We start from the raw sequence: 18,820 nt of genomic DNA, 5'->3' as shown, positions 1-18,820 counted from the left end.
CTTCACAACAGATCCAGAATTCTGATTTAAGACCGCTGAAGCATGCGCGCTATGTCGTGCATGGCGGCCAAGAGAACGAGACCGACAATGAGCAAGACCACCCCAGCTTCCGGCCGAAGCGCCGGCATGCCGACCGCCGCAACCAAGTACCAAGCCTATCACAAGATCGACCTGCCCAACCGGACCTGGCCATCCACGACCATCGACAAGGCACCGATCTGGTGCTCGGTCGACCTGCGCGACGGCAACCAGTCGCTCGTCGACCCGATGGGCCACGACCGCAAGGCGCGCATGTTCCAGCTGTTGCTCGACATGGGCTTCAAGGAAATCGAGATCGGCTTTCCCTCGGCGTCGCAGACCGACTTCGATTTTGCCCGCTGGTGCATCGAAGAGGGCAACGTCGCCGACGACGTGTCGCTGCAGGTTCTCGTCCAGTGCCGCCCCGAATTGATCACGCGCACTTTCGAGGCGCTGCAGGGCGCCCACAAGCCGATCGTGCATTTCTACAACTCGACCAGCGAGTTGCAGCGCCGCGTCGTGTTCGGCAAGGACGTCGCCGGCATCAAGCAGATCGCCACCGACGCCGCCAAGATGATCACCGACATGGCTGCCAAGGCCGGTGGCGGCTATCGCTTCCAGTATTCGCCGGAAAGCTTCACCGGCACCGAACTCGAAGTCGCGCTGGAAATCTGCAACGCGGTCACCGAGATCATCAAGCCGACGGCCGACAACAAGCTGATCATCAACCTGCCTTCAACGGTCGAGATGGCGACGCCCAACGTCTATGCCGACCAGATCGAATGGATGTGCCGCAACCTCGACAATCGCGAAAACCTGATCATCTCGCTGCACCCGCACAATGATCGCGGCACCGGCATCGCCGCCACCGAGCTCGGCCTGATGGCGGGCGCCGACCGTGTCGAAGGCACGCTGTTCGGCAATGGCGAGCGCACCGGCAATGTCGACGTCGTGACGCTGGCGCTCAACATGTTCACGCAAGGGGTCGACCCCGAGCTCGACTGCTCGGACATCGAGCGGATCAAGCAGGTCTACGAATATTCGAACCAGATGGTCATTCCGGAGCGCCACCCCTATGTCGGCGAACTGGTCTACACCGCCTTCTCCGGCTCGCACCAGGACGCCATCAACAAGGGCATGAAGGCGATCAAGGTCGCCAACAAGCCGCTGTGGGAGGTTCCATACCTGCCGATCGACCCGCAGGACGTCGGCCGCAGCTACGAGGCGATCATCCGCATCAACTCGCAGTCGGGCAAGGGCGGCATCGCCTATGTGCTGCAGGCCGACTACGGCCTCAACCTGCCGCGCAGCCTGCAGGTCGAGTTCAGCCAGGACATCCAGGCGATCACCGACGCCGAGGGCAAGGAAGTCTCGGTCAAGCGCATCCATGAACGCTTCCTCGAGGTCTATGTCGACCAGCCGGCCGCGCGGCTGAAATTCGTCGATCACCAGACCTTCCCCGATCCGGTGATGAAGGGCCGCCGCGTCGTCGAGGCGACTATCACCGACAACGGCAAGGACGTGGTGATCTCGGGAACCGGCAATGGCCCGATCGACGGCTTCGTCGATGCCCTGTCCCGCCATATCGGCATCGACCTTTCGGTGCTCGACTATTCCGAGCATTCGATCCAGCGCGGCTCCAACGCGTCGGCCATCTGCTACATGGAAGTCGAGTATCCCGGCGGACGCCTGTTCGGCGCCGGAATCAACACCAACATCGTGGCGGCTTCCCTCGAAGCGGTGGTTTCGGCGGCCAATCGCATCCTGACGCGTTAGGGTTAACGCCATTCGGACACGCCTCGCCCGTGGATAACGGGCGAGGCGTTTGTGCATCGGCGCGCTGCGTGCTTGTGCGCCACCGCCAGCCGACTATGATCCGATCATTCGTACCGGTTCGAAAAGGGTCGATACTTGGTTGCCTCCACGCCTGCCGCCCCCGCAGTGCGCGAAGCGCTTGAGCGGCTTGTTGCCAGCGAGACCTTCGGCCGGTCCGACCGGGCACGCAAACTGCTGCGCTATCTCGTGGAGCGCGACCTCGCCGGCGAAGCCGAGCGGCTGAAGGGCTTTGCCATCGCCGTCGATGTCTTCGGCAAGGATGCCGAGTTCGATTCGGCAACCGATGCCGTGGTCCGCGTCCAGGCCGGGCGCCTGCGCGAACTTCTGGCCCAATATTATGCCGTCGAGGGCGCAGCCGACCCGATCCGCATCACCATTCCCCGCGGCAGCTACGTGCCGGCCTACGAAGCGGTTGCCGAGAGCCTGCCCGACCTGCCCGCCTCCGGCGGAATCGAGGGCGAAAACGCAACCGTGGTGCCCGCCGCCGCCGAGCCGGGATCGGCGCCGCAGCATGCCGAGGACCAGCTCGACCCCGTGCTGCAAGGCACCAGCGTCAAGCGACAGCTCCGCTACTTCTGGGCGGCGATGGCACTGGTCATCGTCATGCTCGGCATTCTCGTCTTCCGCAACATCGGCGGCCCGTCCGGCACCAATTCCGCCAGCATGAGCGACTTCCGCGATGCCACCGCCAGCGTCACCGATACAGTCGACCAGTTGCCAGCGGTTCATATCCACCTCGGCCCGGAGGGCGGCGACGCCGCTCGGGTGGCGACCGTGTTGCGGACGGCGCTGTCGGGCTTCGACACCATCGATCTCATCGCTCGCGACCGTTCGGAGCGAACCAGGCGGGCCGATGCGACCGATTTCGACTTCACCGTCAATGCGGGCCCCTCGCCGGGATCGGTGCTGATCGAACTGCAGCACATGGCCAGCGGCCGCATCCTCTTGTCGCGCGTGTTGTCGCCCCAGGAAGTCCAGCCGGATGCGATCGACGACCGCATGGCCGAGATCGTCACCTCGGCCATTCCCGTGTCCGGCATGATCTATGGCTATATCGAGCAGAACGCGCTGCAGCGCGGGCTGGTGGCCTGCCTTCTCCAGAGCGACGACTTCTACATGGACCAGACTGCCGCGAGGCACCGCACCGCCTATCAATGCATGGAGGACTTGTCCCGGCGCGGCGCCAAGTCCCCCATCGTCTATGCCGAACTCGCGTCGCTGCAACTCGAAGCCGTGACCGACAACTACGACTATCCCCCGGATGCCACCGCCGACGGCGCCTATGCGCAGGCCCATATCGCCGTGCAGACCGGCGCCACCAGCCCCTATGCGCACCGTGCCTACGGCTATCTGCAATCGCGCCTCGGCGACCGCACGGAATCCATCCGCTGGATGCGCAAGGCCTACGAACTCAATACCTACGACCTGACCATGGCGGCGGCCTACGGTTATGCGCTGGTCCTGTCGGGAAGCTACAGCGACGGCGTGCCGATCATGAAGCGCGCGGTGGAAAGCACCAGCGCCCGTCCCGGCTGGTGGGACTATGGCCTGTTCCTCGGCGAATTCATGCTCGGCAACCGCTACGCCGCGGCACGCGCCGCCAATTCGCTGACCGCCAACAAGAAGCCGCACTATCTCGGCGCCCGCCTCATCGCCGCGCATTTCGCCGGCGACGAGAAGCTGACCGCATCGCTGGTGAAGGAAATTTCTGCAACCTACCCCGCCTTCGCCACCGATCCGGCCACCGCCTTCAACAAGGGCAAATATCCGGCAGAGCTGATAAAATCGCTGACCAAGGCCCTGCGCGCGGCCGGATTGGGCAATCAAACCTGAGCTTCGGTTTCTTTTTGGACTGTTTTTCTGCATATTGGGCGCGCTACAAGCGTCCAGGCACATTTTAAATTCTACAATTTGAACTTACAGTTGCAGTCAATTTCCGGCTTCGGGTTATTTCAGAGAAGATGAATTATTTCATCCATGCGTCCGTTCGGGGGAACGGCACAAACGTAGTGATTTTGCTTCACGGCTTTGGCGGCTGCTGCGACATCTGGAGCGATGTCGTGGGCATTTTGGGCGACACGTTCACGACAATTGCCTACGACCTTCCCGGCCACGGCCATTCGCTCGACTATCCCAACGCCGGCTCGGCCAAGGTGGCGGCAAAGGCCGTTCTTGCCGATCTTGCGGCGCGTGGCATATCCCGCGCCCACTTCGTCGGCCACTCGATGGGCGGTGCCGTGGCAACGCTCGCCGCCTTGCTCGACCCCTCACGTGTTTCATCGCTGACACTGCTGGCGCCCGGCGGCTATGGCCCCGAGATCAACGCTCCCCTGCTCCGGCGCTATGCGGCCGCCGCCTGCGCCGACGAAATCCGCGCCTGTCTCGCCGAGATGTCGAGCCCGGACAGCACGGTTCCGGATGCCGCCGTTCGTAACCTGACCGAAATGCGAGCCCGCCCCGGCCAGACCGAAAAGCTGATCGCCTTTGCCGAGGCCATGACCGCCGACGGCAGGCAGGGCGTCATCCCGCGGGAGAACCTTGCCTCGCTGGCCATGCCGGTGATGGTGGTCTGGGGCACCGACGACGCCGTGCTGCCCTACAGCCATGCCGACGATCTCCCGCCCGGTTTCCTCGTCCATCACGTGCTGGAAATCGGCCACATGCTGCCAGAGGAAACGCCGGTCCTCGTTGCCGACATCGTGCGCCGCATGAGCCGCCGCCGCCAGCGTCGCCAACCCGTCTTCGCCGATCAGGCCTGATGAATCGAATTCTGCGCCGTTGCCGCTAACGGACTGTACGGACACCGTTTTGACTGCGTCACCCGGCAGCCAGGAGATTTCGGCGCGATACAATTCCGCCGCGATCGTGATTATGTTAACTCTTGCTTAACCGACACCAGAGGCGCGAGGCGATGAGCGACGACAACGTGACCGCGATGAAGCCGGCACGCGTGCTGTCGGACGCCATTCGCGACGTCAAGAACGCGACGGCGGACCGAACCGACGTCGTCGTCGACCTGCGCGAGGCGCACCGCATGCGGCTGGAACTGCTGGCTGCCGAGCTGGAGCAGGTCTTCGCCGACGTGCCGAAGGACATCGACAATTTCGACTTCGCCATCTCGTCGGGCCTGCAGCCGCGACTGTGGATCGATGCGGTGAGCCATGTCGCCCTCGGTCGCGATCGCCGCACGTTCCGGTTCGTGCGCGACACGCGCGTGGGGCGCGTCGTTCTGGCTGAAACGACCGACACCAAGCGCGTCGCCGACCAGGTCACCCGCTACATCGCCGAGCGGATCGTCGAGCGGCAGCAGATGATGGATGGCGGCGCCGAACTGGCGCTGCCGAGCTTTGCCAGGGAGCCCGTCGCCGAAGCGGAGCCGCCGTTGCGGCCTTTCGGCCGGCCGATCTGGCCGAGCTTCCTGTCCGGCTTCGGCCTGCTTGTCGCCGGTGCCGCCGCCGGCATCGGCGTGATGGCCGCGCTCTACTGGCTGCGCCTCGCCGCCACCGGCGTCAGCTTCTGACCGTTGCCTTCGCCCGCCCGGCCATCGCCATCAGGTCGACCGTCCCGATTTCCGCGGGCGGCATCGCCGGTCCCGACAGGCCGCGCCGCGTCAGCCGGACGCTCCAGTCGCCCGACTCCCCGGAGATGTCGACGAGATTGAACTGTGCCGCGGGCTTGTGGCCGCCCGGCGCCTGCCCGGCAGCGGCGATGCCGACAACCGGCACCTGGCCCGACGGCCCGGAAATCCAGTGCAACGTCGGCAAATGCGAATGGCCGTGCAGCACCAGCTCGGTGCCGTAGCGCCTGACCAGGCTCTGGAACTTGCCGATGCCGAACAGCCGCTTGTGCTGGCCGACGGCCCCGCGCACCGGCGGATGATGGATCATCACCACCCGAAACAGCCCGCGCTTGCCCGTCTCCTCCAGGATTCTCGCAAGCCGTGCCGCCTGGCCTTCGCGGAAGAAGCCACTGGCCATGAAGGGTGCGGTTGCGCGCGCCGTCGATACGCCGATGAGCGCCACATTCTTGCGCACGCGCAGATAGGGGAAGGTATGGCGACCGACAGGACCGTGGGAGCCGTCGCCATCCATCCAGGGTGCCCAGGCGTGGCAGGCCTTGTCGAACGCGCCAGGCACATAGGCGTCGTGATTGCCCGGCACGACCGAGACGTCGGCCGGTGCGCCAAGGGTTTCGAGCCACAGCCGCGCCAGCTGGATCTCGCCGTCGAGCGCCAAATTGACGAGATCGCCGGTGACCGCGAGATGGTCGGGCGCCTGCGCCTTGAGGTCGGCGACGATCGTATCGACGATACCGTCATGATGATGGCGGCTACGGTTCCGCTGCCAGTTGACGTAACCGACCATGCGCTTGGAGGCGAGGTCGCGATAGGTTACATCCGGAAGCGGACCAAGATGGACGTCTGAGATATGCGCAAGCCTGAACATCCTTCCCTTTTAGGTGACGCTGCTCCGGCTTTCCACCCATGGCGGCACGCCTGATGGGGAATGACGTCAGCTCCGGTGCGCTGCGCCAGAGCCCGTGGGCGCGGCTGCGCGGCAGGCTGTTCCATCTCTATTTTTTGCTGCGAAGGCCGATGACGCTGGGTGTGCGCGGCCTGGTTCATGACAGGGCCGCCAACAGCATCTTCCTCATCCGCCACACCTACGTGCCCGGCTGGCAATTGCCCGGCGGCGGCGTCGAGATCGGCGAGACGTTCGTCGAATCGCTGACACGGGAACTGGAGGAAGAAGGCAACATCACCCTCACCGCGCCACCCGTGCTGAAATCGATCCATCTCAACAGGCAGGCAACCCGGCGCGACCATGTCGGGCTCTACCTGATCGAAGCCTTCAGGCAGGACGGGCCCAAGCTGCCCGACCACGAGATCGCCGAGGCCGGTTTCTTCCGGCTCGACGCATTGCCGGAAAACACCACGCCGGCGACACGTCGGCGCATCGCCGAAATCTTCGGCGGCGAGCCGCCCTCGCCCTATTGGTAAGGGCGAGGATCGATGGCCAGTTGACTAGGCGGCCTTGGCCAGCTTGCCGCGGTTGTGCGGCGCCAAGAAATCGACCTCCGGCCCGACGGGCACGATGCCGGTCGGATTGATGCCGGCATGGCTGCCGTAATAGTGCGCCTTGATGTGATGCAGGTTCACCGTCTCGGCAACGCCTGGCACCTGGTAAAGCTCGCGCAGGTAGTTCGACAGGTTGGGATAGTCGGCAATCCGCCTGAGATTGGTCTTGAAGTGGCCGACATAGACCGGGTCGAAGCGAACCAGCGTCGTGAACAGCCGCCAGTCGGCCTCGGTCGGCGTGTTGCCGACGAGGTAGCGCTGGCGTGACAGACGGTCTTCCAGGGTGTCGAGCGCCGCAAACAGCTCGCCGAAGGCCTCTTCATAGGCAGCCTGGGTGGTGGCGAAGCCGACCCGGTAGACGCCGTTGTTGATCGAGGGATAGACCAGTTCGTTCACCGCATCGATCTCGGCACGCAACGCTTCCGGATAGAGGTCTACCGAGGCATCGCCCCATTCGTCGAAGGCCGAGTTCAGCATGCGGATGATCTCGGACGACTCGTTGGAGACGATCGTCTTGTCCTTCTTGTCCCACAGCACCGGCACGGTGACGCGGCCCGAATAGGTCGGGTCGGCCTTGGTGTAGACCTGGTGCAGGAAGTCGAGACCGTAGAGCGTGTCGCCGGTGGCGCCGTCGTCGGTGCGGAAGGTCCAGCCGTTCTCGCCCATGTGGTGATGAACCACCGAGACCGAGATGATGTCCTCGAGCTTCTTCAGGGCGCGGAAGATCAACGTCCTGTGCGCCCACGGACAGGCGAGCGAGACATAGAGGTGGTAGCGGCCCGGCTCGGCCCTGAAACCGCGCGTCCGGCCTTCCGCAGGCTTGCCGTCAGCGGTGATCCAGTCGCGCCACTGCGCATGCGAGCGCACGAACTTGCCGCCCGTCGACTTGGTGTCGTACCAGCGGTCCTGCCATTTACCTTCGACCAGCAATCCCATCGTGAAATCCTTTCGTTTGCCAGCATGTAGGGCATGACACCGGCAATCCGAAGTGCCGCATCCTGAACGGATCGTTCAACGTTAGGGCCACAGTCGCAAAATCCGTGATGGACGACCGCGCAAAATGATGATAGCGGGCATTTCGATGTCACATTGCTTTGCAAGTATCCGGATTGACCGACGACGAATGAGCGCACGCGCCTAAAGCGCTGACTTGCGAACGCTGCGGCTTGGCTCGCGGCACCTCATCCCAGGACACCGGACTGCAACGAACATGACCCTCGCCGACGTCACCTATCTGCCGGAAACCCCCGCGCACGACCTCGAAATCGACGACATCAATGCCGAGGCCTTCGGTCCAGGCCGCTTCACCCGCGCTGCCTACAAGATCCGCGAAGGCGGCCCGCACGATCGCTCGCTGTCCTTTGTCGCCATGCATGCCGGCCAGGTCGTTGCCTCGGTCCGGATGACGCCGATCGCCGCCGGCGACGGCCGCGCCCAGATGCTGGGACCACTCGCCGTGCGACCCGACTTCAAGAACCTCGGCATCGGCCGCAAGCTGGTCGCCATGGCGCTGGCAGCAGCCGCCAAGGCGACCGAGCCGGCAGTCATCCTGGTCGGCGACGAGCCCTATTACGGGCCGCTCGGCTTTGCCCGCATCCCGCGCGGGCAGATCGAGATGCCTCGGCCGGTCGATCTCAACCGTTTGCTTGCCCACGAGATCGTTCCCGGCGCCGTCGCCCTGCTGTCAGGCGAAGTCTGCCACGCCGATCTGGCCAAGACGCCCCAGCGCGTGGCCGAGCCTGCCTGAACGCGACAGCCTTTCCCTGCGCGATCCGAAAGCGATTTCGGTTTTCGGATCGATGCGCTAGACCATGCGTTCACAGCAAGAAGAGGACAGGCTGACATGAATCCAAACGGGCAGATCGCAGTGGTCACCGGCGCCGGCTCCGGCCTTGGCGAGGCAACCGCACGCGCACTTGCGGCCAAGGGCGCCAAGGTTGCGATCTTCGACCTCAGCCTCGAACGCGCCGAAAAGGTTGCCGCCGACATCGGCGGCGTGGCGGTGCGCTGCGACGTCAGCAATGAAGAGAGCGCCGTCGCGGCCTTCGCCGAAGTCGCCGCCAAGCTCGGAACCCCGCGCATCCTCGTCAACTGCGCCGGCATCGCCGTCGGCGTGAAGACGGTCGGCAAGGACGGCCCTCATCCCCTGAGCGTCTTCCGCCAGGTGATCGAGGTCAACCTCATCGGCTCGTTCAACATGATCCGCCTGTTCGCCGACGGTGCGGCCAAGCTGGAGCCGCTGCAGGGCGGCGAGCGCGGCGTCATCATCAGCACGGCATCGGTCGCCGCCTATGACGGCCAGATGGGCCAGGCCGCCTACTCCGCCTCCAAGGGCGGCGTCGTCGGCATGACGTTGCCGATCGCCCGCGACCTCGCCCGCTCGGGCATCCGCGTCGCCACCATCGCGCCCGGCATCTTCAAGACGCCGATGATGGCAGCGATGCCGCAGGAGGTGCAGGATTCCCTTGGCGCCGCCGTGCCGTTCCCGCCGCGCCTCGGCGAGCCGTCGGAATATGCCGCACTTGCCCTGCACATCGTCGAGAACCAGATGCTCAACGGCGAAACCATCCGCCTCGACGGCGCGATCCGCATGGCGCCCAAGTAAACAGCCGAAGCCTGCATGTTGTTTGTTCGACAGCCCCGGATGCGCAAGCTCCGGGGCTGTTTTCGTCTTGCACAAGCTACGTCTTGCCAAACCTGCAAGGATAAAGATAAGTAGATTGAATTATTCACATTTGACGGTGCAGGCGTGGAAGAGCGCAAGAAGGATGTCATCCGCGAAACCGACGCAGAGGCGATCGCGCTGGCGCGTTCGCTGATGCGCACCGCGCGGCATGGCGCCCTCGCCGTCATCGAGCCGGAAACCGGCGCTCCGCTGGCAAGCCGCGTCGGCACCGCGACCGATGTCGACGGCACGCCGCTGATCCTGATCTCGGGCCTTTCCGCCCACACCAGGGCCATCGTCGCCGATCCGCGCTGCTCGCTTCTCGTCGGCGAGATCGGCAAGGGCGACCCGCTCGCCTATCCGCGCATCACGCTGTTCTGCCGGGCGGTTCGCCTGGAGCGTGGCACGCCGGAGCAGGCCCGCGCCGAACGCCGCTACGTCAACCGCAATCCGAAGGCCAGGCTCTATGTCGGGCTTGGCGACTTCGCCGTCTTCCGGCTCGAGCTTGAGCGCGCCAACCTCAATGGCGGCTTCGGCAAGGCCTACCTGCTCAGCCGCGACGACCTGTTGCTGAAAGGCCCCGCGGTGGAGACCATCGCCGGCGCCGAACAGTCGGCGCTCGACCACATGAATTCCGACCACCGCGAGGCGATCGCCATCTGCGCAAGCCATTTCGGCAGGCTCGCCGAGGGCTCCTGGACACTGAGCGGTTTCGATCCGGAGGGGATGGATCTTGCTGCCGGTGACGAGACCGGACGGGTACTTTTCCCGGAAATGCTTGTCGAAGCGGCCGATCTCAGGCGTAGCCTTGTCGAAATGGCAAGAGTAGGTCGCGAAGCAAAGTCTTGATTTTTTAGAGGAAAGCTGATTTCTGCTGAATTTGTTAGATCTTCCATCGATTCCATTGAGGATCTATCGTGGTAATTCGGTGTTGTTGCCCCCATGACACCGGAAAGCATTGAAGATGCACGGGGTACGCATGAAACCGAAGAAACTGACGGCAAACGCTGAAGCCGCTGCCTCATTGCTGACGCTTATGGGCAATGAAAAGCGGCTGATGATCATGAGCCACCTGCTCGACACGGAAATGTCGGTCGGGGCCATCGCTGAGAAGGTGTCGCTGAGCCAGTCGGCTCTCTCGCAGCACCTTGCGCGGCTGCGCAACGAGGAACTGGTCGAGACACGTCGCGACCGGCAGATGATCTACTACACCTGCAAGTCGGAAGCCGTGCGCAAGCTGCTCGGCACGCTGGAAGGCATTTTCGACGACGCCTGACGGGCATCCATGCCTTTTCGGCTCCCATAGCGGCCTGCCCTCCGCTATGGAGCAAGCCATGAACATCATCCGTATCGAAGACCCGGCCGATCTTCGTGTCGCGCCCTATCTCAGCATCCGCGAGCGCGATCTGGTCGGCCGCGAAGGACGCTTCGTCGCCGAAGGCAAGGTCGTCCTCAACGTGCTGTTTGCCGCCGGCAGGTTCCAGGCAGAATCGGTCCTGGTCCTCGAAAACCGGCTCGCCGGCATGACCGAGACACTGGCCCTTGCGCCCGACGGCATGCCCGTCTACGTCGCCTCCGCTGCCGTCATCGACGCCATTGCCGGCTTCCACATGCATCGCGGCATCCTCGCCATCGGCAGCAAGGGCGTGGCGCCTTCGGTCGACGACATGCTGGCCGCCCTGCCCGAACGCGCGCTGGTCGCCGTGCCGGTCGGCATCTCCAACCACGACAACATCGGCTCGATCTTCCGCAATGCCGCGGCCTTCGGCGCAGATGCGGTACTGCTCGACGAAACCTGCTGCGATCCGCTCTACCGCAAGGCGATCAGGGTCTCGGTGGGCGCCGCATTGAAGGTGCCCTTTGCCGTCGGTGGAACGGCAAGTGAACTCGCCGATGCGCTGTCGCGACATGGCTTCGGGCAATTGGCGCTGTCGCCGGCCGGCGAGGCCGACATCCGCGACATGCCGCGGCCCGGCCGGCTGGCGCTCTATCTCGGGACGGAAGGGGAAGGCCTGCCCGAGCCGCTGCTCAAGCGGCTGACCACGGCCAGGATCAGGATGGCGCCGGGCTTCGACAGCCTCAACGTCGCGGCCGCCTCGGCGATCGCGCTGCATTATTTCACCGACGCAACCGGATAGGCCTATTCGGCGGGCGGAGACTTCTGCAGCGCCCTGACCCGGTCGGCAAGGCTGATGATCGCCGGCCTGTCGTCATTGCTCGGAGCCGGGGTTCCTCCCGCCTTTGCGAGCGCCTGGGCGATGGGCGATTCCGGCCCCTCGAGTCGCGCCGTGAGTGCCACGACCTCGGCCGCGAGTTCGTGCATCTGCTCGCGCAGCAGCGAATCCTCGCCAGCCACCGGGGCAGAGCGTCCTGCCCGGGAAAGCTCGCCCTTCAGCCGCTTGTTTTCACGCATGAGCGTGGTCAGCCGGCCTTCGAGACGTTCGCGCTCGGCCGACTGGACGGTTCCGTTGCTCATGGTGCCGGCCTCCTGCGCCGCCGGCGCGCTTTTCAGTTGGGCGCGTATCCGGGCAAGTTCGCCCTCGCGCCGCTCGATCTTGTCGTCGCGGTCGCTCAGCGACGTCACCATCTGCTGCAGCTTCTTGTCGAGTTCGCCCGCCCGCTTGGTCTCGGCCATCAGCGCCTCGCGCACGGCCTTATTGTCGGCCTCGAGTTCGCCCAGCCGCCGGTCCGTGTCTTTCCGCTGATTGCGCAGCGACGACATGTCGTCAGACAGCTTGCCCATCTCGCTCTCGCGGCTGACCAGCTCGATCTGGCGATTGCTGGAGGAAAGGCTGGCCTCGTCATAGAGCCTGCCCATCTCCTCGATCTCCTGGGACCGCTTCTCCAGGAGACGCTCGGCTTCGGCGAGCTGCTCGGCAAGCGCCTTGACCTGCTCGTCGCGCTTGCCAATCTCTTCATGCAGATCGCCGCGCTTGGCCTCCAGCTCGCTGACCACCCGGTCCTTCTCGGCATGGCCGTCGGCGACCAGCTTCTTCGCCTCGCGGTTGCGGCTGAGCTCGATGGCTTGCGCCAGCACCTTTTCCTGGGATGCCTTGAGCTGGACCTCGACCTTGCGCAGGGCCATGGCATGTTCGGCGCGGAGGCTGTCCTTGTCGGCGCGGATCTCGTCCAGCGTCATGGGCAGCTTCGCCTGGACCCTTTGCCGCGTGACCGAAACGGCGCGCCGCCATACCGACGGCGCGACCAGCAGCACGAGAAACCCGGCGGTCAGGAAGCCAAGAACGAAAAACAGGATCGACTGGACCAAGACACTTTACCCGTTACGGACAGGCCGACTTTGCCATGTTCACATGGCAGGAATCCAGCTCCGCTGCAAATGCTATGGCACCCGACCAGCCTGTTCTTCACACAATCAGAAGGGATTCCACGTCGGCTGCTGCGTCAACTTCAGGTAGCCGAGATTAACCCCCAGCCGCGCCCCGACGCCCGTGCGCACCGGCACCAGCAGGATGTTGCCGCGCTTGAGCACGTTGAAGCCGACACCGGCAACGATGTAGGCCGAACCGGCGACGCCGCCATAGCGGTCGTAGAGGTTATTGATGTCATCCAGGTTGTAGACCAGGATCATCGTACGCGAACCCTGGCCGCCGAAATCCCAGCCGAGCGAGGGCCCCTGCCAGAACACCTTATGGTCGCCGGCATTCTTGGTGTAGAGCGTGCCCTCGCCATAGGTCAGGCCGCCGACGAAGGCGCCGGAACCCTCTTCGCCGAGCACATAGCCGTTCGGCAGGCCATAGGACGCGAAAACCTTCTCGACGACGCTAGCGAGACCGCCCGACGTCGAGCCGAAGAACCGGTGTCCGGAATCGAGGATCTCCTGCGCCGTGTATTGCTGCGCGCGAGACGCAGATGTCGAAAATGCCAGAACGCCGACAAGGACGAACATCGCGGCAACAAGCCGGGCGAACGTCCGGCCATAGAATCGGGAAATCATGCTTCCAAATCTCCGTCAGGGAGCACACTTTCTCCGACGCCCCGGACTGCTGCTGCTCTTGATCGGCGGCTGGCTCGTCCAACTCCGGCAAACTATGCCGTAATCCTTTTTCAACCATTAAACTGCCTGATGAAGATGGCGGATCAAAGGCGCAAAACCCTGTGGAAAGGCCGGATTTGCGCCAAAATGTAGGCATTTTAATCAAGTCCACTGTGCTGATTCTTGCCGCCGTAACACGCGCTGTGTAACCAAGAGTACCGTCGACCAGCCCTGATTCGCATTGGTGGGTCCTGGTCTCATTTTGAGCATAGGCTGCTGCCGAGGGATGCCGTTCATGGCCGATTTGATGATGCTTTCCGCCCCCGATCTCGCAGCGCTGCTGTGCAGCCGGGTCTGCCACGACATCATTTCGCCGGTTGGCGCCATCAACAACGGTCTCGAACTGCTCGACGAGGGCGGCGCCGACGAGGACGCCATGCGCCTCATCCGCACCAGCGCGCGCAACGCCTCGGCGCGGTTGCAGTTCGCCCGCATCGCCTTCGGTGCGGCCGGTTCGGCCGGCATGCTGATCGACACCGGCGACGCCGAGGCGGTCGCCACCGCCTTTCTCAAGAACGAGAAGCCGGAACTGGCCTGGTCGGGCGGACGCGCGCTTTTGCCCAAGAACAAGGTCAAGCTGCTGCTCAACCTGCTCCTGGTTGCTCATGCCGCCATCCCGCGCGGCGGCAAGCTCGGCGTCACGCTCGAAAACGTCGAGACCGCGCCGAAATTCACCCTGTCGGCCAGCGGCCCGATGCTGCGCGTGCCGCCGAAGTTCCTCGAACTGCATTCCGGCCAGAAGCCGGAAGAGCCGATCGACGCCCATTCGGTTCAGCCCTATTACACGCTGCTGCTCGCACGCGAGGCCGGCATGACGATCTCGATCCACGCCACACCGGAAGAAATTCTGCTGACTGCCGAGTAAAAGGGCGCGCCGCGCGCCAATATTCGCAAGGTAATTCTGGCCGCCTGCGCTTGCCGGGGGCATGGGACTTCGTGGCACCCGGCCTGCACTGTCGCCGGCCTCGACGACCGGCGACGTTTCCACGAATTTTACCATTCGGGTTTTCGGCTTCTTTACGAGGTCGCGCTAGGGTGAGTGCATCACCCCGGCGCGCCAGGCGCGTCCGGCTGCCGCAAGAAGGACCGGGCCATGAAGCGCTGCCTGTTCGTCGATGACTCCAGCGTCATCCGCAAAGTCGCCAAACGTATCCTCAACGGCCCCGACATGGCCGTGGTCGAGGCGTCGACCGGCGCCGAAGGGCTCGACGTGTGTGCCTACGACATGCCCGACATCATCGTCGTCGACGGTGCGCTCGAGGACATGGCAGCCGCCGACTTCATCCGCCGCGTCCGCGCCCTGAACAGTCCGGTCAAGCCGCAGATCGCGGTCTGCCTGACCGAAGTCGACATCGGCGCCATCATGCGCGCCAAGCGTGCCGGCGCGCAGGGTTACCTCCTGAAGCCGTTCACCAGGCCGCAACTGCTGGACCGTTTCCGCGCCTTCGACGTCGCCGCCTGATTCGCTGCCCCGATTCGAGGCCCGATTTGAGGCAAAGAAAAACCCGGCACGAAGGCCGGGTTTTGACTGAAGGCAGATAAGAAATCAGGCGATTTCGCGAAGCTCTTCCGGTTCGCGCAGAACATAGCCGCGACCCCAGACGGTTTCGATGAAGTTCTGGCCGCCGGATGCGGCGTCGAGTTTCTTGCGCAGCTTGCAGATGAAGACGTCGATGATCTTCAGCTCGGGCTCGTCCATGCCGCCATAGAGGTGGTTGAGGAACATTTCCTTGGTCAGCGTCGTGCCCTTGCGTAGCGAGAGCAGCTCCAGCATCTGGTATTCCTTGCCGGTCAGGTGCACGCGCTGGCCACCGACCTCGACCGTCTTGGCGTCGAGATTGACGATCAGGTCGCCGGTCATGATGACCGACTGGGCATGGCCCTTCGAGCGGCGGACGATGGCGTGGATGCGCGCAACCAGTTCGTCCTTGTGGAACGGCTTGGTCATGTAGTCGTCGGCACCGAAGCCCAGGCCACGCACCTTGTCCTCGATACCGGCCATGCCGGAGAGGATCAGGATCGGCGTCTTGACCTTGGACAGGCGCAATGTGCGCAGAACCTCGTAGCCCGACATGTCGGGCAGGTTCAGGTCGAGAAGGATGATGTCGTAGTCATACAACTTGCCGAGATCGACGCCTTCTTCGCCGAGATCGGTCGTATAGACGTTGAAGCTCTCCGATTTGAGCATCAATTCGATGCTCTGTGCGGTTGCACTGTCGTCTTCTATCAGCAGAACGCGCATTCAAATCCCCTTTTCTGCTGCCGGAACATCTTCGCGGTCTCGTCCATACCGGCCCAGTGCTACTGAATCGGAGGCTGCCATCGAATGGTTAACAAAACCTAATTTCGTATGGAAGACCATATCAGAAATTTTAACCGGCGCATACACCCTCTTGAATCCAAACATGAATCACGCGGTCAACATCTTAACGCGACGCATTAACAAGGCTGACTAAGCGACTCCGGAGAAGGACCGATCACATTCGCGGCGAAAACCAGAATCTTTACCGGGCCTTAAGTCTCGATGGGTATGATTAACGATGCCCGTAAACGAATGGTTACCGGCGGAGAAAAACTTTAAAAGTTTGTTTTCCATAACCGGGTGTCGAGAACCGGTTCGGGTGCGGCAGGGTCCTTCGGGGCCGAAATAGGCGAGTGCAAGTGCGTTTTTCGTTGTTCGGGAGTATCGGGTCATGAAATCACGTGAGAACCTGGTCAGGCTCAAGCAGTTTCAGGTGAACGAAAAGCGCCGCCAGCTGATGCAGCTTGATTCGATGATCGCCGAGTTCGATCGCATGGCGAACGAACTCGAGATGCAGATCGTCGCCGAGGAAAAGAAGGCGGGGATCACCGATCTCAACCATTTCGCCTATCCGACCTTCGCCAAGGCGGCGCGGCAACGACGTGACAACCTGAAGAACTCCCAGCATGACCTGGCGCAACAGCGCGCCGCTGCCGAATCCTTACTCTCCGAAGCTGAAGCGGAGCTGTCCAAGGCGGAAATGCTGGAATCGCGCGATCGCACCACCCGCGAGGCCGAAACCGGCGGCCGCAGCGCGATGATCGGCTGACAAGCCGCACATCCTCGCAGAAGCTGCCCTGACAGCACCCGGCCTGCCCTACCCGGCAAGCTCGCCTTCGAGCGACCTTGCCCGCGCGTCGCGGATATCGGGCGCGTGCTGCTCCGACCACACCCTGATCTGATTGAGCAGGTCCGCCAGGTTCCGGCCGAGGTCGGTCAGCTCATACTCGACCCTTGGCGGAATGACCGGGAAGATCTCGCGCCGCACCAGGCCGTCGCGCTCCAGCACGCGCAGCGTCTGCGTCAGCATCTTGGGCGTGATGCCCTCGACCTTGCGCTGGAGCTCGCCATAGCGCCGCCTGCCCGGCTTCAACGCCCCGACGACCAGGTAGACCCACTTGCTCGCCAGCATTTCGAGCACGGTGTGCGACATGCAATGGCGCCGGAAGGCGTCATAGCCGAATGGGGTGTCGGGTGCGCATTCACTATCCATAGGGTACCTATATATCATGGAGGTACATTCTAGACAATCGATAAATACTATCCAAATGATAGTGGCACATGCATTCATCCCAAGGAGGACCATCCCATGCGTGCCATTACCCAGACCACCGTCGGCGGCCCCGAAGTCCTCGAGTTGGCCAACGTCCCCGCCCCGCAGCCGAAGCCCGGCGAGGTGCTGATCCGCACCAGGGCGGCCGGCGTGAACCCGGTCGATGCCGCCGTGCGCGGCGGCTACTACCCGCTGCTCGGCGAACCCGCCTTCACCGTCGGCTGGGACGTCTCCGGCACCGTTGAGGCCGTCGGTTCGGGCGTCACCGACCTTGCCCCCGGCGATGAGGTCTTCGGCATGCCGCGTTTCCCGGCCGAAGCGGCAGCCTATGCCGAACTGGTGACGGCACCGGCGTCGGAGCTAGCCCGCAAGCCCGAGACGCTGGACCATCTGGATGCAGGCGCATTGCCGCTGGCCGGGCTGACCGCGTGGCAGGGGCTGGTGACTTTCGGCCGCCTCAAGGCCGGCGACCGCGTCCTGATCCAGGCGGGAGCCGGTGGCGTCGGCCACCTCGCCGTGCAGATCGCCAAGGCGCGCGGCGCCTATGTCATTGCCACCGCCAGCCCCGGCAAGGTCGATTTCGTCCGCTCGCTCGGCGCCGACGAGGTGATCGACTACACCAGCAACGATTTCATCGCAAAGGCAGGCCCGGTGGACATGGTCTTCGAGGCGCTCGGCGGCGACCATCCCGAGAAGTCGCTGAAGGTTCTGAAGAACGGCGGCACGCTGGTGGTGCTCTTGGGCGCGACCGACAAGGCCGCGGCCGAAGCTGAAACCCGCGGCATCAGGATCGAGCGCATTTCGGTGCGTCCCGATCGTGCCGGCCTCGAGGAACTGGCAAAGCTGGTCGAGGCCGGCAAGCTCAAGGTGCATGTAGCCAGGAGCTTCCCGCTGGCCGAGGCGGCAGCCGCCCACAGCTTCCTGGCCGACAAGCCGATTGGCAAGGTCGTGCTGACGGCCTGAGAGTAACGTCTACGGCTCTGGAAATGGAGAGGCCGGGCGGCGCATCGTCGCCCGGCTTCTCTATCATTCAAGCTTTCGCTATAGCTTGGCGATGCGCTCGCTCTTGCCCCTGATCCTGTTTGCAGCGTCCGCCTGCTTCGCGTTCGGCCTCGTTCTGCCGCTGATCCACGTCGATCGGCTCTATTTCTTCTCCGAAGAACCTTCGCTGATCGGCATGATCTCGGCCCTTTGGCGCGGCGGCGATTGGCTGCTGGCCACGATCGTTGCGCTGTTTTCAGTGGCCTTTCCGGCCCTTAAGCTCGGCCTGTTGCACAACGCTGCCTATGGGCATCCGGGCACCGGCGTTCCCGCCTGGTTTCGCGCCCTGTCCAACTGGTCGATGCTCGACGTGATCCTGGTGGCGCTGGTGATCTTTGCGGCAAAGACATCGGGCCTCGCCACCGCCTTTACCAAGCCCGGCCTGTGGTTCTTCGCGGCATCGGTGGTCCTGACGGCAACCGCTTCCGCCGCCATCAAGCATCGGCCGACGCAGGAGGCAGCCCGGTGACTGGCGTCGGATGCCGGGGAAACCCTTGCTCAAACGAAAAAGGGTGCGGCAAGCCGCACCCTTTCTTGTTGGTTGGCCGTTACGG

General features: G+C 63.8%; 21 protein-coding genes. 15 read left to right on the top strand and 6 right to left on the bottom strand.

Annotation, left to right across the window (positions count from 1 at the left end; genetic code table 11):
- The first annotated feature begins 126 nt into the window (after positions 1–126).
- From leuA to ASC75_RS09270, 4 genes are all read left to right on the top strand, one after another.
- A complete protein-coding gene (gene leuA / locus ASC75_RS09285) occupies positions 127–1,794 on the top strand; it encodes a 2-isopropylmalate synthase (protein WP_055973544.1) in 1,668 nt (555 codons plus the stop codon).
- 135 nt (positions 1,795–1,929) lie between these two features.
- Positions 1,930–3,687, top strand: coding sequence for a hypothetical protein (locus tag ASC75_RS09280; RefSeq protein ID WP_055973542.1), 1,758 nt, complete (start codon positions 1,930–1,932; stop codon positions 3,685–3,687).
- A gap of 128 nt (positions 3,688–3,815) precedes the next feature.
- Complete coding sequence (locus ASC75_RS09275) at positions 3,816–4,613, top strand: alpha/beta fold hydrolase (protein ID WP_055973539.1); 798 nt, start codon at positions 3,816–3,818, stop codon at positions 4,611–4,613.
- A gap of 152 nt (positions 4,614–4,765) precedes the next feature.
- Positions 4,766–5,374, top strand: a complete 609-nt coding sequence (locus ASC75_RS09270) for a hypothetical protein (protein WP_055973535.1) — start codon at positions 4,766–4,768, stop codon at positions 5,372–5,374.
- Here ASC75_RS09270 and ASC75_RS09265 read toward each other — a convergent pair.
- Positions 5,364–6,299 carry a metallophosphoesterase gene (locus ASC75_RS09265; protein ID WP_055973531.1) on the bottom strand — a complete coding sequence of 312 codons (936 nt, stop codon included), beginning with the start codon at positions 6,297–6,299 and terminating at the stop codon, positions 5,364–5,366. The two genes, ASC75_RS09270 and ASC75_RS09265, sit on opposite strands and share 11 nt — an antisense overlap.
- A 53-nt stretch (positions 6,300–6,352) precedes the next feature.
- On the opposite strand from ASC75_RS09265, the gene ASC75_RS09260 reads away from it, so the two are divergent.
- On the top strand, positions 6,353–6,853 hold the full coding sequence (locus ASC75_RS09260) for an NUDIX domain-containing protein (protein WP_055973621.1): 501 nt from the start codon (positions 6,353–6,355) through the stop codon (positions 6,851–6,853).
- Between the two features lie 24 nt (positions 6,854–6,877).
- Here the strand turns inward: ASC75_RS09260 and ASC75_RS09255 are convergent, their stop codons facing one another.
- Positions 6,878–7,867, bottom strand: coding sequence for a glutathione S-transferase family protein (locus ASC75_RS09255; RefSeq protein WP_055973529.1), 990 nt, complete (start codon positions 7,865–7,867; stop codon positions 6,878–6,880).
- Positions 7,868–8,141: 274 nt separating this feature from the next.
- On the opposite strand from ASC75_RS09255, the gene ASC75_RS09250 reads away from it, so the two are divergent.
- The 5 genes from ASC75_RS09250 (at position 8,142) to ASC75_RS09230 (ending at position 11,734) form a co-directional block, all read left to right on the top strand.
- A complete protein-coding gene (locus tag ASC75_RS09250; RefSeq protein ID WP_055973526.1) occupies positions 8,142–8,678 on the top strand; it encodes an N-acetyltransferase in 537 nt (178 codons plus the stop codon).
- A gap of 96 nt (positions 8,679–8,774) precedes the next feature.
- Positions 8,775–9,536, top strand: a complete 762-nt coding sequence (locus tag ASC75_RS09245; RefSeq protein ID WP_055973523.1) for a 3-hydroxyacyl-CoA dehydrogenase — start codon at positions 8,775–8,777, stop codon at positions 9,534–9,536.
- 144 nt (positions 9,537–9,680) lie between these two features.
- Positions 9,681–10,445, top strand: a complete 765-nt coding sequence (locus tag ASC75_RS09240; protein ID WP_055973520.1) for a DUF2470 domain-containing protein — start codon at positions 9,681–9,683, stop codon at positions 10,443–10,445.
- 130 nt (positions 10,446–10,575) lie between these two features.
- Positions 10,576–10,872: a metalloregulator ArsR/SmtB family transcription factor gene (locus ASC75_RS09235; protein ID WP_055973517.1), complete on the top strand. Its 297-nt coding sequence runs from the start codon at positions 10,576–10,578 to the stop codon at positions 10,870–10,872.
- A 58-nt stretch (positions 10,873–10,930) separates the two neighbouring features.
- Positions 10,931–11,734 (top strand): RNA methyltransferase, encoded by an 804-nt coding sequence (locus ASC75_RS09230; protein ID WP_055973618.1) that lies wholly within the window; start codon positions 10,931–10,933, stop codon positions 11,732–11,734.
- A gap of 2 nt (positions 11,735–11,736) precedes the next feature.
- Here ASC75_RS09230 and ASC75_RS09225 read toward each other — a convergent pair whose 3' ends face one another.
- Entirely contained in the window at positions 11,737–12,864 is a 1,128-nt protein-coding gene (locus ASC75_RS09225; RefSeq protein ID WP_055973514.1) for a hypothetical protein, read from the bottom strand.
- A gap of 105 nt (positions 12,865–12,969) precedes the next feature.
- Entirely contained in the window at positions 12,970–13,503 is a 534-nt protein-coding gene (locus ASC75_RS09220; protein ID WP_244487800.1) for an EipA family protein, read from the bottom strand.
- A 382-nt stretch (positions 13,504–13,885) separates the two neighbouring features.
- Here ASC75_RS09220 and ASC75_RS09215 point away from each other — a divergent pair, with 382 nt between their 5' ends.
- On the top strand, positions 13,886–14,515 hold the full coding sequence (locus ASC75_RS09215; RefSeq protein WP_055973614.1) for a histidine phosphotransferase family protein: 630 nt from the start codon (positions 13,886–13,888) through the stop codon (positions 14,513–14,515).
- Positions 14,516–14,743: 228 nt separating this feature from the next.
- Complete coding sequence (locus ASC75_RS09210) at positions 14,744–15,112, top strand: response regulator (protein ID WP_055973611.1); 369 nt, start codon at positions 14,744–14,746, stop codon at positions 15,110–15,112.
- Between the two features lie 84 nt (positions 15,113–15,196).
- On the opposite strand, the gene ctrA is transcribed toward ASC75_RS09210, so the two are convergent.
- Positions 15,197–15,892, bottom strand: coding sequence for a cell cycle two-component system response regulator CtrA (gene ctrA / locus ASC75_RS09205; RefSeq protein WP_018429116.1), 696 nt, complete (start codon positions 15,890–15,892; stop codon positions 15,197–15,199).
- Between the two features lie 451 nt (positions 15,893–16,343).
- Here ctrA and ASC75_RS09200 point away from each other — a divergent pair, with 451 nt between their 5' ends.
- Positions 16,344–16,721: a flagellar export protein FliJ gene (locus ASC75_RS09200; RefSeq protein WP_055973508.1), complete on the top strand. Its 378-nt coding sequence runs from the start codon at positions 16,344–16,346 to the stop codon at positions 16,719–16,721.
- Positions 16,722–16,769: 48 nt separating this feature from the next.
- Here ASC75_RS09200 and ASC75_RS09195 read toward each other — a convergent pair whose 3' ends face one another.
- Positions 16,770–17,105, bottom strand: coding sequence for a helix-turn-helix domain-containing protein (locus ASC75_RS09195; protein ID WP_244487798.1), 336 nt, complete (start codon positions 17,103–17,105; stop codon positions 16,770–16,772).
- A 156-nt stretch (positions 17,106–17,261) separates the two neighbouring features.
- On the opposite strand from ASC75_RS09195, the gene ASC75_RS09190 reads away from it, so the two are divergent.
- Entirely contained in the window at positions 17,262–18,188 is a 927-nt protein-coding gene (locus ASC75_RS09190) for an NADP-dependent oxidoreductase (protein WP_055973502.1), read from the top strand.
- A gap of 91 nt (positions 18,189–18,279) precedes the next feature.
- The gene (locus ASC75_RS09185) at positions 18,280–18,735 is read left to right on the top strand and encodes a paraquat-inducible protein A (protein ID WP_055973498.1); all 456 of its coding nucleotides are present in this window, start codon (positions 18,280–18,282) and stop codon (positions 18,733–18,735) included.
- Positions 18,736–18,820: the final 85 nt, after the last annotated feature.

It is taken from the genome of Aminobacter sp. DSM 101952 (assembly GCF_001424795.1).
GTDB lineage: Bacteria > Pseudomonadota > Alphaproteobacteria > Rhizobiales > Rhizobiaceae > Aminobacter > Aminobacter aganoensis.
Note: the sequence above shows the minus strand (reverse complement) of the source record. Positions and strands in the feature narration are given on the sequence as shown.

Coding starts and splice junctions, on each gene's coding strand:
- ASC75_RS09255 (WP_055973529.1), bottom strand. CDS start 7,867: ATGGGATTGCTGGTCGAAGGTAAATGGCAGGACCGCTGGTACGACACC.
- ctrA (WP_018429116.1), bottom strand. CDS start 15,892: ATGCGCGTTCTGCTGATAGAAGACGACAGTGCAACCGCACAGAGCATC.
- ASC75_RS09230 (WP_055973618.1), top strand. CDS start 10,931: ATGAACATCATCCGTATCGAAGACCCGGCCGATCTTCGTGTCGCGCCC.
- ASC75_RS09220 (WP_244487800.1), bottom strand. CDS start 13,503: ATGTTCGTCCTTGTCGGCGTTCTGGCATTTTCGACATCTGCGTCTCGC.
- ASC75_RS09210 (WP_055973611.1), top strand. CDS start 14,744: ATGAAGCGCTGCCTGTTCGTCGATGACTCCAGCGTCATCCGCAAAGTC.
- ASC75_RS09190 (WP_055973502.1), top strand. CDS start 17,262: ATGCGTGCCATTACCCAGACCACCGTCGGCGGCCCCGAAGTCCTCGAG.
- leuA (WP_055973544.1), top strand. CDS start 127: ATGCCGACCGCCGCAACCAAGTACCAAGCCTATCACAAGATCGACCTG.
- ASC75_RS09245 (WP_055973523.1), top strand. CDS start 8,775: ATGAATCCAAACGGGCAGATCGCAGTGGTCACCGGCGCCGGCTCCGGC.
- ASC75_RS09275 (WP_055973539.1), top strand. CDS start 3,816: ATGAATTATTTCATCCATGCGTCCGTTCGGGGGAACGGCACAAACGTA.
- ASC75_RS09260 (WP_055973621.1), top strand. CDS start 6,353: ATGGGGAATGACGTCAGCTCCGGTGCGCTGCGCCAGAGCCCGTGGGCG.
- ASC75_RS09265 (WP_055973531.1), bottom strand. CDS start 6,299: ATGTTCAGGCTTGCGCATATCTCAGACGTCCATCTTGGTCCGCTTCCG.
- ASC75_RS09250 (WP_055973526.1), top strand. CDS start 8,142: ATGACCCTCGCCGACGTCACCTATCTGCCGGAAACCCCCGCGCACGAC.
- ASC75_RS09185 (WP_055973498.1), top strand. CDS start 18,280: ATGCGCTCGCTCTTGCCCCTGATCCTGTTTGCAGCGTCCGCCTGCTTC.
- ASC75_RS09195 (WP_244487798.1), bottom strand. CDS start 17,105: ATGTCGCACACCGTGCTCGAAATGCTGGCGAGCAAGTGGGTCTACCTG.
- ASC75_RS09200 (WP_055973508.1), top strand. CDS start 16,344: ATGAAATCACGTGAGAACCTGGTCAGGCTCAAGCAGTTTCAGGTGAAC.
- ASC75_RS09270 (WP_055973535.1), top strand. CDS start 4,766: ATGAGCGACGACAACGTGACCGCGATGAAGCCGGCACGCGTGCTGTCG.
- ASC75_RS09235 (WP_055973517.1), top strand. CDS start 10,576: ATGAAACCGAAGAAACTGACGGCAAACGCTGAAGCCGCTGCCTCATTG.
- ASC75_RS09215 (WP_055973614.1), top strand. CDS start 13,886: ATGGCCGATTTGATGATGCTTTCCGCCCCCGATCTCGCAGCGCTGCTG.